Source organism: Catenulispora pinistramenti (genome assembly GCF_018274385.1).
Lineage (GTDB): Bacteria > Actinomycetota > Actinomycetes > Streptomycetales > Catenulisporaceae > Catenulispora > Catenulispora pinistramenti.
This window is the reverse complement of record NZ_JAAFYZ010000043.1, coordinates 44,129-59,663: the sequence shown is the minus strand read 5'-3', so window position 1 is coordinate 59,663 and position 15,535 is coordinate 44,129. Positions and strand designations below refer to the sequence as shown.

The 15,535-nt window shown below is 68.2% G+C and carries 12 protein-coding genes; 11 read left to right on the top strand and 1 reads right to left on the bottom strand.

Going from position 1 to position 15,535, the window contains the following annotated elements; translation table 11 throughout:
• On the bottom strand, positions 1-1,968 hold a 1,968-nt coding region (locus KGQ19_RS15080; RefSeq protein WP_212009764.1), incomplete at its 3' end, for a condensation domain-containing protein.
• Positions 1,969-2,288: 320 nt separating this feature from the next.
• On the opposite strand from KGQ19_RS15080, the gene KGQ19_RS15075 reads away from it, so the two are divergent.
• From KGQ19_RS15075 to KGQ19_RS15025, 11 genes are all read left to right on the top strand, one after another.
• A complete protein-coding gene (locus KGQ19_RS15075; protein ID WP_212009763.1) occupies positions 2,289-2,630 on the top strand; it encodes a hypothetical protein in 342 nt (113 codons plus the stop codon).
• Positions 2,627-4,057, top strand: a complete 1,431-nt coding sequence (locus KGQ19_RS15070) for an AMP-binding protein (RefSeq protein WP_212009762.1) — start codon at positions 2,627-2,629, stop codon at positions 4,055-4,057. The genes KGQ19_RS15075 and KGQ19_RS15070 overlap by 4 nt, the downstream gene beginning before the upstream one ends.
• Positions 4,058-4,099: 42 nt before the next feature.
• The gene (locus KGQ19_RS15065; RefSeq protein WP_212009761.1) at positions 4,100-4,807 is read left to right on the top strand and encodes a thioesterase II family protein; all 708 of its coding nucleotides are present in this window, start codon (positions 4,100-4,102) and stop codon (positions 4,805-4,807) included.
• 43 nt (positions 4,808-4,850) lie between these two features.
• Complete coding sequence (locus KGQ19_RS15060) at positions 4,851-6,731, top strand: non-ribosomal peptide synthetase (RefSeq protein ID WP_212009760.1); 1,881 nt, start codon at positions 4,851-4,853, stop codon at positions 6,729-6,731.
• 557 nt (positions 6,732-7,288) lie between these two features.
• Positions 7,289-7,822, top strand: a complete 534-nt coding sequence (locus KGQ19_RS15055; RefSeq protein ID WP_212009759.1) for a DUF6398 domain-containing protein — start codon at positions 7,289-7,291, stop codon at positions 7,820-7,822.
• Positions 7,819-8,160: a calcium-binding protein gene (locus KGQ19_RS51060; protein WP_212009758.1), complete on the top strand. Its 342-nt coding sequence runs from the start codon at positions 7,819-7,821 to the stop codon at positions 8,158-8,160. The genes KGQ19_RS15055 and KGQ19_RS51060 overlap by 4 nt, the downstream gene beginning before the upstream one ends.
• Positions 8,161-8,624: 464 nt before the next feature.
• Positions 8,625-9,659: an integrase core domain-containing protein gene (locus KGQ19_RS15045; protein WP_212009757.1), complete on the top strand. Its 1,035-nt coding sequence runs from the start codon at positions 8,625-8,627 to the stop codon at positions 9,657-9,659.
• A 221-nt stretch (positions 9,660-9,880) separates the two neighbouring features.
• On the top strand, positions 9,881-10,360 hold the full coding sequence (locus KGQ19_RS15040; protein ID WP_212009756.1) for an anti-sigma factor family protein: 480 nt from the start codon (positions 9,881-9,883) through the stop codon (positions 10,358-10,360).
• A gap of 9 nt (positions 10,361-10,369) precedes the next feature.
• A complete protein-coding gene (locus KGQ19_RS51885) occupies positions 10,370-12,958 on the top strand; it encodes a helix-turn-helix transcriptional regulator (RefSeq protein ID WP_212009755.1) in 2,589 nt (862 codons plus the stop codon).
• Positions 12,959-13,421: 463 nt separating this feature from the next.
• Entirely contained in the window at positions 13,422-13,952 is a 531-nt protein-coding gene (locus KGQ19_RS15030; RefSeq protein WP_212009754.1) for a sigma-70 family RNA polymerase sigma factor, read from the top strand.
• Between the two features lie 39 nt (positions 13,953-13,991).
• Entirely contained in the window at positions 13,992-15,524 is a 1,533-nt protein-coding gene (locus KGQ19_RS15025; RefSeq protein ID WP_212009753.1) for a right-handed parallel beta-helix repeat-containing protein, read from the top strand.
• The last annotated feature ends 11 nt before the right edge of the window (positions 15,525-15,535 follow it).

The following is a 15,535-nucleotide window of genomic DNA, read 5'->3' as shown; positions in this document are numbered from 1 at the left end:
ACCCCGCCAACAACCATCATCCACCAACGCCAAAACATTCCGCTGACTAATCGACACACCCTTCGGCACACCCGTCGAACCAGACGTGAACATCACATAAGCAACCTGATCAAGACCCGCGAAACCATCTTCCGAACCCCACACCACCGAATCACAACCACAGCCCACCCCATCACAATCACACGCCAAGGCATCCACCGTGATAACCGGCAAACCCGCCTCCGCAATGCCGCAAACCACCTCACCGTCCCGCAACGCCGCATCAGTCAACAACACGACCGGCTCCATGTCCCGAACCACATCCAAAGCCAGCCCAAGCGGATACGAAGCAGGCAACGGAACATAAGCAGCCCCAGCCTTCACCACCGCAAGAAAAGCCACCACCAGATCCACAGAACGCCCCATCGCCACCGCGACAAACCGCTCCGGACCAGCCCCGGCCCCACGCAACAACCACGCCAACCGATCAGAACGCGCATCCAACTCCGCATACGTCACCGCCGTGCCATCAGCAGCCTCCACCGCAACCGCATCCGGAGTACGACGCACCTGCAACGCAAACCGCTCCGCCAACCCCGCCGACGACGACACCCCAGCCGGCCCGGCACCCCACTCCAACAACCCCGCACGCTCGCCGGGATCCAGCACGTCCACCGTGCCGACCGGGGCCTGCAGGTCGGTGAACTGGAGCAGGATGTGCTTGAGACGCTCGGCCAGCGACTGCGCCGCGGCGGTGTCGCCGCGGCGCCCGTCGAGGGTGACGGTGAGGTCGAGCCCATCACCGAGTTCGGCAGCGACCACAACCGGGTATCCGGTCCAGTTGATGGAGTCCATCCGGGTCTTGACCGTGTCGGGTAGCAGGTGCACCTTGGGCCGCGGCACACCCTCCACGACCACGATCGACTCGATCGACTCCCGGTCCCCGCTCTTGCGCCGCGCCAGCGCCCCGGTGTCCAGCACCGGCAGCGCCTCGTCGTCCCAGAGGTCGATCAGCCCGCCCTGGAGCTCGCGCAGCCAGTCGCGCATCGGCTTGGCGCGGTCGACGACCACACGCAGTGGCAGGGTACTGAGACATGGGCCGACCAGCGACTCCGCGTCCACCACCGCGTCCGGACGGCTCACCGCGGTGAATCCGAAGACGACGTCGTCGGTTCCGGTCAGCACGGAGAGCGCCAGCGCCCAGGCGGCGTTGACCACCGTGTTGAGCGAGACGCGGGCCGCGCGGGCGAATCCCTCCAGCTGGGCCGTCTCCTCCGTGCTCAGACACGCACGCGCACGCACGAACGGCGCGTCGGCGGGCGCCGCGCCGAGGCCGAGCGGCCAGGCCTCGGGCGCCCCGGCGAGGTAGTCGCGCCAGAAGAACCGCTTCTCCGCACTCGGCGCCGCACGCACGCCGGACTGCCACCGGACGTAGTCACCGAAGGACGGAGCGGGCGGGAGCTCCGGCTCGCCGCCGGCGACCGCGGCCCGGTAGAAGATGTCGAACTCCGCCTCCAGAACCGCCCAGGCCCAGTCGTCCACGAGGATGTGGTGGATGCTGAACAGCGTCCGCAGCTCATCCCCGGGCATGGTGACCACAGTCAGCCGCGCCAGCGGGGCGCACGCCATGTCGAAGGGCGTACGGCGGTCCTCGTCCACCAGCGCGGCAAGCTGCTGCTCGCAGCGCTGCGCGGGGACCGAGGACCAGTCGAGCCGGGTGACCGGCAGGTCCGCACGCGCGCGGACGAACTGCCGGGGCTCATCCCCGTCCCACACGAAGCCCGTTCGGAGGATCGGATGCCGACTCACGAGGGCTTCGTAGGCGCCGATCACCGCGTCGATATCAGCGCGACCGGTGTAGCTGTCGATCTGCTGGATGATGTACGGACGCGCCGAGGCCGCCTCGATGCCCATTTCCTCATAGAGCAGTCCGGTCTGAAGCACCGACAACTGATACGCGTCCTGGGATTCAGGGTCGATCTCTGACATGGTCCGGACCTTTCACTACGGCGGTGGGGAGCGGGGGCGACGGCGAACGGCGGCTGGGTTCCGGCGAAAGTCGTCCCCTCCCGTTCGGTTCGGCGGCCGGCGGCCGGCCGTACCGACCGCCAAGCCGAATATGAAGCGCCGCGCTTTGCGAGTGGTTTCGAATCCTTTTCGCTGCCGGCGGTGCGGCGATGCGGTGCGCCAGGCCGGGGCCTGGCGGCCGATATAGCTCGGAAAGCACATGAAAACCGGGGCACAGGACAGTGGCTGGAAGTGCATCGTCCGGAACACGGAACTTTCGAGTCGGGATGTGAAGCCGATCCATGGAGACTGCAACCGCACACTGGTGCCCGCCCATCGAACGACCGGCCGAGCCGGTCGGCGAACGGGTCGCGCACCTGCTGGCCGAAGCCAAACAGCTGGTCGATCAGGAATACGGCTCGGCGGCGGGCATGCTGCCGCGGGCCGCGAGCTATCTCATCGATACCGCCGCGAGCGCGGCGGCGTTGCTGCCCGACGCACGCAATTCGGAGCTGCACGACATGCACGGCCTGGCTCGCTCCGCCGTCGTCGTGGCGTCGATGGCCGTGCGCGACGCACACAACCGGGCGCGCACCACGGCGACGGAGGCCGAGCCGGTCGGCGGCGGCGGGGGGCCTCGGTGACAAGCCCGGTCCGCGAGTTCGAGAAGTCCTCGGGGACGATCCGCACGCGGCGCGCGGCCGAGTCCGCTGGCGCGGACGAGGGATCCTTCTCCCCCGACGTCTGCGTGTCCGAGCTGTTCGAGCGGCAGGCGGCGCGGACCCCCGACGCTGTCGCGGTCATCGCCGATGACGCACAGCTTTCCTACGCCGCGCTCGAGGCCCTGGCCGAGGCGTGGGCACACCGCCTTCGTGGCCTCGGAGTGCGCCCCGGCGTCTTGGTCGGCGTGTGCCTGGAACACTCTCCGACGCTGATCGCCGCGCTGCTCTCGGTGTGGAAGGCGGGCGGCGCCTTCCTAGCCCTGGATCCGCAGTACCCGACCGACTCCCTGGTGCGCATGCTGACTGACGCCGCACCCGCGGTGCTGCTCACCGCGCGGGTTCAGGCGGACCGGCTGCCGGAACTCGACGCGGTCGTAGTGGCTCTCGACGCGCCCGAGGCAAACGGCTGGCCGGCACCATCGCCCGCACCGGCCGCCAGCGCGGCAGCGGCTGGTCGCTCAAGGCCGCGACCCGGGGAGCCGGCCTACGTCATCTACCCTTCCGGTTCAACGAGCCGGCCAAAGAGCGTGACGATCGAGCACCGCGGCTTGGCGAACCACCTGGGCGGCATCGCGGCCACGGTGTTTCGCCCCGGGCCGGTCAACAGCCTGCTGCCCCGCTCGCTCAGCTTCGACTTCTCCTTTACCGGGCTGTTCCTCCCCCTGGCCACTGGCGGCACCCTCAGACTCGCCGCGCCGGGATCGCCGCCGGAGCAACTCGCACGGCTGATTCAGGACCCCGGGCTGCACCTGGTCCGGCTGACACCACCGCAGATCCAGGCCCTGGCCTCGGCACTGGACGGGAAGGCGGGGCTGGCCGGCCCCGGCGTCCTGCTCATCGGCGGCGCGGCCGGTGGCGGGCACGAGCTCCTTCACCGCGCCGGTGACGTAGCCACCCTTGACGAGGATGGGCACCTGGAACCGTCCGAGGTGCAGGCTCACCTCGAACAACTGCCGTACGTGCGTGCCGCCGCGGTGGTGATGGCGCGCAACGAGCGTCTGACCGCGTTCGTGGTCACGGGCTCCGGGGCGGCGCCCGAGACCTCGGCCGTACCCGAGGCGCTCGCAGCACGGCTGCCGGAGGTAGCCGTGCTGCGAGCGGGCCCGAACCAGGACGCCGAGGACAGCTCACTTCTCGAGGCGGTATGCCGGATCTGGGCCGAAGTGCTGGAGATCCCTGCGGTAGCACCGCACGACAACTTCTTCGACCTCGGTGGGAACTCGATCGGCGCGATGAAGGTGGCCGCGCAGTGCCGACAACTCGGCCTGGCGATAACCAGTCGCAAGATCCTTCTCGCCGACACCGTCGCGCAATTGTTGGACGAGACACAGCACGCCACAACCGGATAGGTCCGGAGCCGAGGCGGCCGAAACGAAATGAGACTGAGCAAGATGGCCCCACACCGACTCTACTGTTTCCCGCATGCGGGAGCCGGCGCCTCCTTCTTCGCATCCTGGCGAAAGCTGGGTGCACCGGATCTCGACATCGTCGGCATACCTCTGCCCGGCCGCGAGAAGCGTTTCCTGGAACCGCCGCTGGAAAGCATGGCCGAGGTGGTGGAGGCGGCCGCCCTATGGCTCCAGGAGCACCAGGCGGCGCATCCCATGGACCACGTCCACCTCTTCGGGCACAGCGTCGGCGCGCTGCTCGCCTTCGAAACGTCGCGCCGGCTGGCCGGAACCTCACTCCCGCTGCGCAGCCTGTTCGTGAGCGGGGTGAGCGGTCCGGCCTGCAAGCAGGGATTCGGGGCCGCGGACCTGCCCGACGAGGAGTTCATCACGTGCGTCGCGGACGCCGTCGGTTACAGCCACCCGGCCTTCGGCGACCCGGACCTGCGCGAAATGCTGCTGCCGCCGCTACGCATCGACGTCACGATGCACGAGCGCTATAAGCCGCTCTCGGACGAGAAGCTACAGATAGCGGTGACGGCACTGCGCGGGGACAAGGATCCGCTGATCGACACGGCGGAGTGCGAACAGTGGGCAGAGGTCACCACGGCCGACTTCGAGCTGGTTCTCCAGCCAGGCGGGCACATGTATCTGACAGATAACCCCAGAGCGCTCATCGACGTCGTCCGGTCACGAATCGCAGCTCTCTGACAAACAGCACATCCCATAGCGCTTGGGGGAAAGGACCATCGCAATGCCCGCATCCACAGACTCGACGGCCGACAAGCTCCGGCACTGCTCAGTCGCCGGGCCAGTAGTGGAATTCGACGACCGCATGCGGATCGAGGGATTCCTGGCCGCCCAGGTGTCGGCCCAACCCGACCGCACGGCCGTGACGAGCCGCGAAGGCGCGCTGACCTACGGAGAGCTGGATCGCAGAGCCAACCAACTCGCCCGAGGACTCCAGGAGAACGGCGTCGCCGGGGGCGACCTCGTAGCCGTGGCGGTCGAGCGGTCACTGGAGATGCTCGTCTCGATCGTCGCCGTCCTCAAGGCGGGGGCAGCCTACGTACCCGTGGACCTGTCATATCCCGCGGCACGGATCCGGTACATACTCGACGACTGCGCGGCCAAGGTGGTGCTGGCCCGACCGGGCTCGATCCCGCCCGGGCCCGGCGCCTCGACTGTCATCGACCCGTTCTCGCCCTCTTCCTACGCCAGTGACCACAGCGCTCTCGGGCAGGACCTCGACAGCGGCGACGTGGCCTACGTGATCTACACATCGGGCTCCACCGGCAACCCGAAGGGTGTGATGGTCGAGCATCGGGCGGTGGTGAACCGGCTGCTGTGGATGCAACGGGCCTATCCGCTCGGCAGCGACGACGTCATCCTCCAGAAGACGCCCATCGCGTTCGATGTGTCAGGCTGGGAGCTCTTCTGGTGGCTGATCCCCGGGGCCAGTGTGCACCTGCTGGAACCGGGGGGCGAGAAGGACCCCGATACGATCGCCTCGACGATCACCTCGCGGCATGTCACCACCCTGCACTTCGTACCCTCGATGCTGCACGTCTTCCTGGACTACCTGGAGGCGACCGGCGACCGGCTGGACCGGATGAGCTCGCTCCGGCAGGTCTTCACCAGCGGCGAGGCGCTGACAACCCACCAAGTCCGCAGATTCCACTCCGCTCTGGGCCTGTCCGCCCCCGCACTCGTCAACCTCTACGGACCGACCGAAGCGGCGATCGACGTCACCCATCACGCCTGCTCGGACCGGGAGCCCGAACTCGTCCCCCTCGGCAGACCCATCGACAACATCCGGCTGTACGTCCTCAGCCAGGACCTCAGCCCTGTCCCGCCCGGCGGCGCCGGCGAATTGTGCATCGCGGGGGTCGGCCTGGCTCGCGGTTATCTCCGGCGCCCGGAGCTGACGCGGGAACGCTTCGTCGACCATCCCTTCCCCGGCGAGAGCCGGATCTATCGCACCGGCGACCTGGCCCGCCTGCTGCCTGACGGAACGTTCGAGTACCTGGGCCGCAACGACGACCAAGTCAAGATCCGCGGCGTACGGATAGAGCTCGGCGAGATCGAGAACGCCCTGAGGGACTACGCCGGAGTCACCGCGGCCGTCGCGATCGCGCGCAGAACGTCCGAAGCCGAGAACCTCTTGTACGGTTACGTGGTCGGCCCGGCCCCCGTCGCTCTCGCGACGCTGCGGGAACACCTGGGCCGCATCCTGCCCCCGGCGGCAGTGCCCAGCCATCTCCTGCAGTTGGACCAGCTCCCGCTGACAGCGAACGGGAAACTGGACCGGGCCGCACTGCCCGAGCCGGCGCCCCCATCGACGGATCCGGTCCCGATGCCCGCCGCCGAGCCCCCAACGTCACGGAGACAGCAGCGGCAATGGGCTGAGCTTGTCGTCGGCCAGGCCTGGGCGAAGGTGTTGGGCGTACAGGTCCATGACATCAAGGCGACGGACAACTTCTACGATCTCGGCGGCACATCGATCGGAATGGTCAAAGTGGCCACCGAACTGGGTGGGCTGCTGACGCTTCGCGACCTGATGGAAAGGTCCGAGTTCGACTTGATCGTGCAAGAACTGGAGCGCCGGAAAGTACTACAGCGGCAGATCGTATGACGAACGCAATCGCCGGGAACTCCCCAGGCCAGCCTGCGGTTTCGGCCGGATCCCCGGCTACGTGTATCCGCGGTAACGCCGGAGGAATGAAAGAGGAGAGGTCTCCAGCAACATCAAACGCAACAGAGCACACACAACCTTCGAACAGGGGAAACTCATGGTGCGTTCGACTGTTTCTGCCGCCCGACTCCTCGCCGCCCTCGCCACGCTGACGGTCATCGCCGCCACGGCAGTGACCGCCCACGATGTGCCGCCTGTACACCCGGCCTCCACACACATTGTGATCGCCTCCAATTCCTCGGACGACCCGCCCCCCTCCCGCGTGGCGACGCAGGGTTCCTAAACACCGAACACCGAACACCGAACACCGACACCCGCACGCGGCCTGAACGTAGGAAACAAACCCACATGGTCACCGAGAAACCACTCGAAGGCTGCTCCCGGTTCCTGACGCGCCGTATTTGGTGTTCGGTGATAGCGCCCCGGCGCGAAGGACCGCCGAATAGAGTGGAGCTGACAGTCATTCCGTGTGAGCAGCCGTCGTGATGGGTGTTGGGGTGGAGGAACAGGTCGCTTCCTGGTTGAAGGCGCAGCGCGTGCCGGCGCCAGCGCTGCCCGTGGTCGCGGATATCGTCGAGATCACCGACGCGTTCTGTGCCGAGCATCTGGACGCCGAGTACGCGGGGCTGTGTCGGGCTCTGGCGGTGAAGCTCGCCCGCAAGCACCCTTCGCCGCTGCTCCGTGGGGACCGCCGCATCTGGGCCGCCGGGATCGTGCACACGATCGGCTGGGTGAACTTCCTGGCGGACCCGGCTCAGACGCCGCATCTGAAGATGGAGCGGCTTGCCGAATTGCTCGGTGTGAAGCAGACGACGATGGGCAACAAGGGCGCGTTGATCCGGGACCTGTTCGGTATCGGCAGGTTCCATGAGGAGTTCATCCGCGCGGACATGATCGAGAAGAATCTCATGTCCTGGCTCGTCGAGGTAGACGGCCTGATCATGGATGCCCGTTCGCTGCCGGTGCCGGTACAGCACGAGCTGGCTCGGGTCGGGATCATCCCCTACGTTCCCGAACAGGAGCAGCGGTGAGCACGCGCAGCGGTACGTCCAGGACTCCGCCACGCGAGGAGGCCCGGGAACAACGGATCGCCAATGAGATCGTCGTGGATGCGTACGGTCCTGAAGAGCAGGCGATGAGCTGGTACTACTACCTTCAGGATCACCTGGTGTTCCCGTTCATCGCCACCTGCCGGATCAGAAGGCAGGCTTCCCCGCTACAGATCGGCGACGAAGTCGACGTCATCGCGATGGCGGATGAGGACGAATGCGAGCATGAGATGTACGTCGCGATCCGCTGGGGCCATCGGGCCTCGGACAGCCTCGCCGTGCCGCTGGCCCAGCTCGACGTCGTCCACGCTGAGGACTAGGCCACCGTGGAGGCAGTGGCGGACTGGCACTACTGGGTCGAGCGGTACGAGTTCTGAACAGTTCAGCCGTGCCGCCGCAAGACGTGCCAGTGGCGCCAGCATCGTTCTGCTGACTCGTCACGGCCGTCGCGGGGATCATAAGGAGCATGGACGACTGGGTCTGGGACGACCCCGCCGAGCTACGTATCCGGCTGGATGTAGCGCTGGAACACAACGCCATACTCGCCGCCGAGATCGCGGAGCTTCGCCAGCGACTGCGCGCCGCCGAGTCAGCACCCTCGTCGTCGTCCAGCAGCTGTCCGGCACGTGCCGATGCCGTGCCGTCTGCCGATAGACCCTGTAGGGCTCGGTAATACGATGACGCCTGTGACCCGGGTACGTGCGGCTTCGGAGTGCCGGGCTGCGATCCTGGCTCGACGTTCCTGTCTTTTGCGTACCGTGTAACGCGCCGTGTCCTGGGTTCCGTGGCGGTCTTGTTCCGCCGTGACGTGTCCAAGGACGCTGAGCTGCTGGTGCTACGCCACGAGAACGCCATCCTGCGTCGTCAGATCATCAGGGTTCGCTACGAGCCGGCCGACCGGTTCTGGTTCGCGGCGCTGTCATCGTTGATCCCGCGTCGGCGATGGGCTGAGGTGTTCCCGGTCAGTCCGGCGACGCTGTTGGCCTGGCACCGCCGGCTGGTTGCCCGCAAGTGGGACTACAGCGCCCGGCGAAAACCCGGCAGGCCGCCGACGGCTGCGGCGGTCAAGAAGCTCATGCTGACGATGGCGAAGGACAATCCGATGTGGGGCCACCGCCGAATCCAGGGCGAGCTGGTCAAGCTCGGCCACCAGATCGCTGCCTCGACGGTGTGGGAGATCCTGCACCAGGCCGGGTTGGATCCGGCGCCACGGCGGTCAGGCCCGACGTGGAAGCAGTTCCTCACCGCTCAAGCCCACGGCATTCTCGCCATCGACTTCGTGCATGTGGACACGATCGGCCTGAAACGCCTGTACGCCATGATCATCATCGAGCACGGGACCCGCCGGGCCCACCTGGCCGGGGTGACCGCCCATCCGAGCGGAGAGTGGACGGCCCAGGCCGCCCGCAACGTCCCGATGGACCTGGCTGAGCGCGGAAGGAAGTTCAAGTTCCTGATCAGAGATCGCGACGCCAAATTCACCGACAGCTTCGACGCCGTGTTTGCCGACGAAGGAATCCGCATCCTGAAGAACCCGGCCCGGGCTCCTCGAGCTAACGCGATCTGCGAAAGGGCCATCGGGGAGCTACGCCGCGAGCTGCTCGACCGGATGCTGATCATCAACGAAGAGCACCTACGCCGAACCCTGACCACCTACCTGGCACACCGAAACAAGTCCAGGCCGCACCGCGCACTCAGCCAGTTGACTCCAGCCCAAGCGGAAACCGGACAGCCAACCCCGATCAACCTGGCGGACTACCGGATCCGCCGGAAGGCCATCCTCGGCGGACTCACCCACGAGTACCAGATCGCCGACTGACCACACCTCGCTCTCCACGTAAGAGGGCCACAGGTCAACTCCCAATTCGTATTTCCGAGCCCCACACGATTCGACCGGCGTCACATCGAGGGCGACGACAGCCTCCGCACAGACCACGAACAGCCGCTCGGCGACCGATGTGAGATCGGTCGAAGCAGTTCGGTCCGCCATCCGATATAGAGAGGTAGCCTTCGAACGACCGCGCTGAGGAGAACGACGCCATGGGATCAGGGCACTCGCACGTGGGCGAGCAGATCGACTCATACCTGACCGGGGCGCTCACTGCCGACGACGAGCGCGCTTTCGAGAGGCACCTGTTGGGGTGCGAGGACTGCCGGGTGGAGGCTGACGAGGCGAGCGCGGTCGCCGTCGCGCTGGCTCGGGTGCCTCCGGAGGCTGTCGAAGGCATCTCCCTCACCGCTTCGCCGGTGCCGGCCGGGCAACAGCAGCTCACTGTCTCGGCGAGCTCGGACGGCGTCGGTACGCGGGTGCGGGCCGTCGCCGTCGGGATGCGGGCCGGCGTGGCGTTCGATCTGCTGGCGATCGGGGCGGATGGCCGTGAGTACGTGGCGGCTCATGGTGTCGCGGCCGATGATCCGCAGACGATCGCCGGGACGGTACCGCTGCCGCCGGACCAGGTCCGGCTCTACGCCGTGGTTCAGGGGCGGTGGGATGTGCTCCTGATCGCGGCCGGCTCCTAAGGTCGCGCGGTGGGAGGCATAGAGGCGCTTGTCGGTCGGGGCCGCGAGCTCGCGGCGTTCGACGCGCTGCTCCGTCACCTCCATCAGACGCGGACCGGCGCAGCGGTCTGGGTCGAGGGGGACGCCGGGATGGGGAAGTCTGCCGTCGCGACCGCGTTGGCCACGCTGGCTACCCGCTCCGGACTGCCCGTGCGCATCAAGTCGCTCGGCTCGGATGAGGTCCCGCTCGCAGCGTTGGCGGAGCTGTCGGGCTGCCGGCTCGGACAGTTCGGGTCGGTCGCGGAGGCCGTCGACCGTCTCGGGGCGGCGATGGCGGCGGTCTGCGCCGAGGGCCCCGTCGTTCTGGTGGCCGATGATCTGCACCTTGCTGAAGAGTCGAGTCTGCTCGCCTGGAGCCAGCTCTCCAAGATGGCCCGTCGACTGCCGGTCCTGCTGGTGAGCACTTGCTCGCTACGGCCGTACCGGGAACGCCTCAGCCAGCTCCGCGAATCAGTACACGACCACGGTGGTGAGATTCTGTCCTTGCGTCCGCTCCAGGACGCGGAACTGGTCACACTGGCCGAACACCATCTCGGACGCGCGCCGGGGCCTCGGCTGGTCCGGTATCTCAAAGCGCTCCAGGGGAATCCCGGGGCCGCGGTCGGGATGCTCTCAGGGCTCGACTTCCTGGGCCTGCTCAGCCGGACGGGAAAACGAGTCGAGCTCTCAGGCAGCGCCGCGGATTCCGCGGCGATTCTCGCGGCGCACGCGTGCCGGGGCCTCTCGGCGGCTGAGCGAGCGGTCGTCCGCGAGGCGGCGCTGGCCCCCGCGCGATTCGACGCGGCCGATGTCGCCCATGCCGGTGGCCTCGCGCTGCCGACGGTCGCCGCCGCCCTGTCGAGCGCGACCCACCTGGGGATCCTGCGCACCGAGGGCGACCGCCTCGTCTTCCGTCATGAAGTGCTGCGGGACGCCTGTGTTCGGGCGCTGTCGGCGCCTCAGCGCCGGACGTCACACCAAGCCGCAGTGGCACGGCTGCTCGCCGACGGCGCCCGGCCGCTGACCATCGCCCACCATGTCCGCGCGGCGGGCGAGTTGTCGCCCGATGCAGTGGAATGGCGCGCCGGGCTCACGGAGTCGACACTGCTGGACGATCCGGCGCTGTTCTCCGGTGTCTTGCACATGGCACCGGCCGACCCGCGGAGCGCCATCACCGACTACTGGCAGGGCGACTACGAGGCAGTGGTTCGGACTGCTACGGAGTGGGACGGCGACTCCCGGGTTGAGGACGACAAGCTGACGCGGCTCGCCATCCGGGCTCTGATACGTACTGAGCGGCCCGACGACGCGCTGGTGCTCAGCGCGGGAAGCGGCGATCCGCACATCAGGGCCTGGCGGGCTCTGGCTCTCGTGGCCGCCGGCGCCACGGCTGCCGCCCGCGCGGACATCGAGGAGATCGCCGTTGATCAGGGTGATGACTCCGCGGTGGCGGCGCTCGCGCACGCCTTGGTGCGGACTGGCCGGGGAGTCCGAGTCCAGCCCGACATCGTCGCCGTTCGCGACGCGCTGGCGGACACCGCCGAAGGCCGCGAGCTCCGTGCCCTGCTCCACTGTGATCTTCTCGAACTTCTCCCGCAGATCGGACCGCCCGACGCGGTGCCGGGAGTCCTGGGTGAGACGCCCGCAATCCTCGCCGTCGCCGACAGCGGCCTTCTCGATCGGATCCAGGCCGCTGCAGGTTGGGCGGCTTACGCGATCGGCCAGTGGGACGCCGCGTCGGCACTTGATCCCCGGGTCGCGGCAACCGTGGCTGCTCGACGGGCCCAGCGTCCGAGCCAGCGCGCAGTCCACACCGCCCTGCGAACGCATTGGGAGCCGCTGGCGATCCAGGCCGAGACGGATGGGCATCTTGAAGAGGCGCTGGATCTGCGGCGTCGGGCCTTGGCCGAGGCGTTGGGAAGGCCGCCGAGCCGGCTCTACGGGGCCGAGCACGTCGTCCGGCTCTGTCGGGCCACAGGTGGTGACGCCGACAGCATCGTCGAGGACTGCCAGCGGGTAGCCGACGATGAGCTGCTACCGGTCCAGATCGCCATGGCCGCTCTGGTTCGGGCCGTTGTGGAGCGCGATGCCGCGGGCCTCACTGCGGCAGCCAGCCGGCTGTCGGAACACGGGGCGATCGCGCAGCAGGCCTTCGCACTCGAAGAAGCAGCCGTCTGCCTGGCCGAGGCCGGCGACCGCCGGGCAGCGGGGCGGGCACTTCAGCAAGCGGTCCAGGTCTATGCCTGTGTCGGCGCGGCGTGGGATGTCGCCCGCGCGGACGCTCGGCTTCAGCAGCACAGGATTCGCCGACGGACGCCCGCGGACCAGCCCGCGAGCGGGTGGGCTGCGCTGACGCCCGCAGAGTTCCGGGTGGTGCGGTTGGTGGCGCGTGGGCTGTCGAACCGGGCCATCGCCGAAGAGTTGTTCCTGAGCCAGAACACGGTTCAGACGCACCTGGCACGCATCCGCGACAAGCTCGGACTGCGGTCGCGGCTGGACATCGCCCGAGCCGCCGGGTTCCGGGCCGACGCCGGCCGTGATCCGGTCAAGCCTCGCGGAGGCTCGGAGCCGTCGGCCTGAGACGCACCTCGCGGGCTGTTGTTTCGCCGCTGGGCGATCACTCGGGCCCGGTCCGGATCCAGCGCCCGCTCGTGATGCCTCCCGGCGCATCCGCAGCGGAGCGAAGCCGAAAGTCCGCATCAGTCGTTCCCCGCGTCCGACGAACGTCGTCAAGCCCTGATCTGCCACCTGGCATGCGAGTTCGGTGACAAGATGTGACTTTGCACGCCCGGCGTCGCCCCCGATCAAAATACCGTTTCCGCGGTCGGCGGCCCGTTCGTCGAAGGTCCGGCCAGGTGTCAGCCGTCCCCTGAGAGGTCGCGCGCGGCAGCCTTGGTCGGGAGCGTGCGGACCTGGCGGTCTGTCGAACAAATCGGTGTCGGGAGGCGGTGACGCGCCGGACTGAATCACTCGATTCAACGATGGCCCGCGCACTCCCCGTCGAGGAGCCTCAGAAGCAGACGACGACGTAGGAGGCGATAACGTGCTGACACAACGCTGCGGGAGCGGACCCGAGCACACCCTCGAAGACCGGTTGGAGCTGTTGGACCGGCTGCACCGCCAGCGACTGCTCGGCTACGTCGCCAAGACCAACGTCGGGAACCACGTCTCGGCCGAGGACATCGTGCAGGAGACCTTCACCCGGGCCTGGCAGTATCTCGGCGCGCACGAGGACGCCGATCCGGAGAACCTGAGGCCGTGGCTCTACACGGTGGCCCGCCGCCTGGTCATCGACGCGCACCGGGCCAGGAAGGCACGCCCGGCAGAGGTCGCCATGGACGACGCCGGGGCCGGGCCGGCGGCCGATGACGTCATCGGCAACCTCTTGCACGCCGAAGAGCTGCGCACCGCTTTGCTCGCGCTGTCGCCGGAACACCGTTACGTGATGGTCGAGCTCTACATCCGGGACCGGCCCGCCGATGAGATCGCCGCGCGGCTGAACGTGCCCATCGGCACTGTCCGGTCTCGCAGCTACTACGCCAAGCGCGCGCTGCGCGGCCTGCTCGCGGACTGAGCATCGAAGCAATCCGCGGCCCTGAACGTGTTAGCAAATATGGCGGAGGAAGAACGGACGTTCAGTGAGCCGGCCGTGCATCCGAAGGAAGCAGCACCGGGATCGATCGCGGCGCGCGGGGAGCCGGCCGCCAACGGGTCTGGAAAGTCGTCGACGTCTTTGCCAGGCAACCTACCTGCCCGCCGCGCCGCCGCACCTGATGGCGCATGCTTCGTAACCAATGCGCGCGGCGAGGCAGCTCTGGAGCAGCTCGCGACGACCGACTCTCAAGTCCCGACCACCATCTCGCATGACCACGGATACGGCGCGCGCCGGACGATCAGCGCGGCGATCCGCGGTGCGCAGGACGGCGCGGTGATCACCATAGCTGCGGGCGTCTACCAGGAAGACCTCATCCTGGACCGGGACGTCACCCTCGTCGCGGACGGGGCTGTCGAGTTGAGTCCGCTGGACGGCCCGGCGATCCATGTGCGAAGCGGCCAGGCCACCGTCCACGGACTGACGGTCCGGGAACCCCGTCCGGATCACGCGGCCGTCGTCGTCTCCGGCGGCCGCCTCGTGCTGCGCGACTGCGACGTCATCGGCGGAGGCGTCAGGGTCGGCGACTCGGCGGTCGTGGAGCTGGCCGGAGGACGTGTGCAGGGATGCGTCGGGCCTGCTGTCGCGGCTAGGGGCGACGCGACCGTGCGCCTGGCCGGCTGCGTCCTGCGGGACATCGACGGCTCGGCGATCGCGGTGTCTCAGACCGCGACCGTCGAGGCGACCGGCGTCGTGGTCCTGCGCGCCACCGGGGCCGCGGCCGACGTCACGGGTGGGGCCATGATCCTGACGGACTGCGAACTCGCGGAGTCCGGAGCCGGGATCCTCGCCGACGGCCGCGCCGTAGTGAAGGTCCACGATTCCCGGCTCCGCGACCTGTCCACCGACGCGGTCCACACTGCCGGCGAAGCCACGGTCGAGCTGACCGGAACGGTCATCAGCCGATGCGGCGGCGCGGGCGTCACCGGAAACGCGGCCGGCACCATCGTGCTCGACGACTGCCGGATCGAAGCGGTCGGCAGCAGCGGCGCTGCGGCACAGGGCACTGCGAAGCTCAACGTCACGGGCTGTTCGATCACGCATCCCGGCGGATTCGGCGTCTACGCCGCCGAATCCGCCTCGGTCGACATCGTCGACTCCGAGATCCGCGACTGCGCCCGCACCGCGGTTCATTTCGCAGGCACGGTCCATGCGTGGATCCACGGCGGCAAGATCGTCGGCACGCCCGAGCACGGAATCCGGCTCACCGGCAGCGCGATACTCCGACTGGACGGCGGCACGGCGGTCGAAGCCGCGGGGATGACGGGGCTTCAGATCGAGGGCGAAGCCGACGCCACGGTTCGCGGACTGATCGTCGAAGGTGCGAACATCGGCATCCGGGTCCAGGACACCCCACACCACCCACTGTTCGAAGCCTGCGAGGTCCGCCGAACTGTGCTGGCCGGCATCGAGGCCGCGGCCGAGACCAGCCCCACGTTCCGGGCGTGCGTGGTGGAACCGGGATCGTCGTGGGAGACGGGGCCGCGCCCCTGATCTGTGCGACA

Excerpts from the sequence above, each read along its gene's own strand:
- KGQ19_RS15065 (WP_212009761.1), top strand. The coding sequence starts at position 4,100 with ATGGCCCCACACCGACTCTACTGTTTCCCGCATGCGGGAGCCGGCGCC.
- KGQ19_RS15040 (WP_212009756.1), top strand. The coding sequence starts at position 9,881 with ATGGGATCAGGGCACTCGCACGTGGGCGAGCAGATCGACTCATACCTG.
- KGQ19_RS15060 (WP_212009760.1), top strand. The coding sequence starts at position 4,851 with ATGCCCGCATCCACAGACTCGACGGCCGACAAGCTCCGGCACTGCTCA.
- KGQ19_RS15025 (WP_212009753.1), top strand. The coding sequence starts at position 13,992 with ATGGCGGAGGAAGAACGGACGTTCAGTGAGCCGGCCGTGCATCCGAAG.
- KGQ19_RS15075 (WP_212009763.1), top strand. The coding sequence starts at position 2,289 with ATGGAGACTGCAACCGCACACTGGTGCCCGCCCATCGAACGACCGGCC.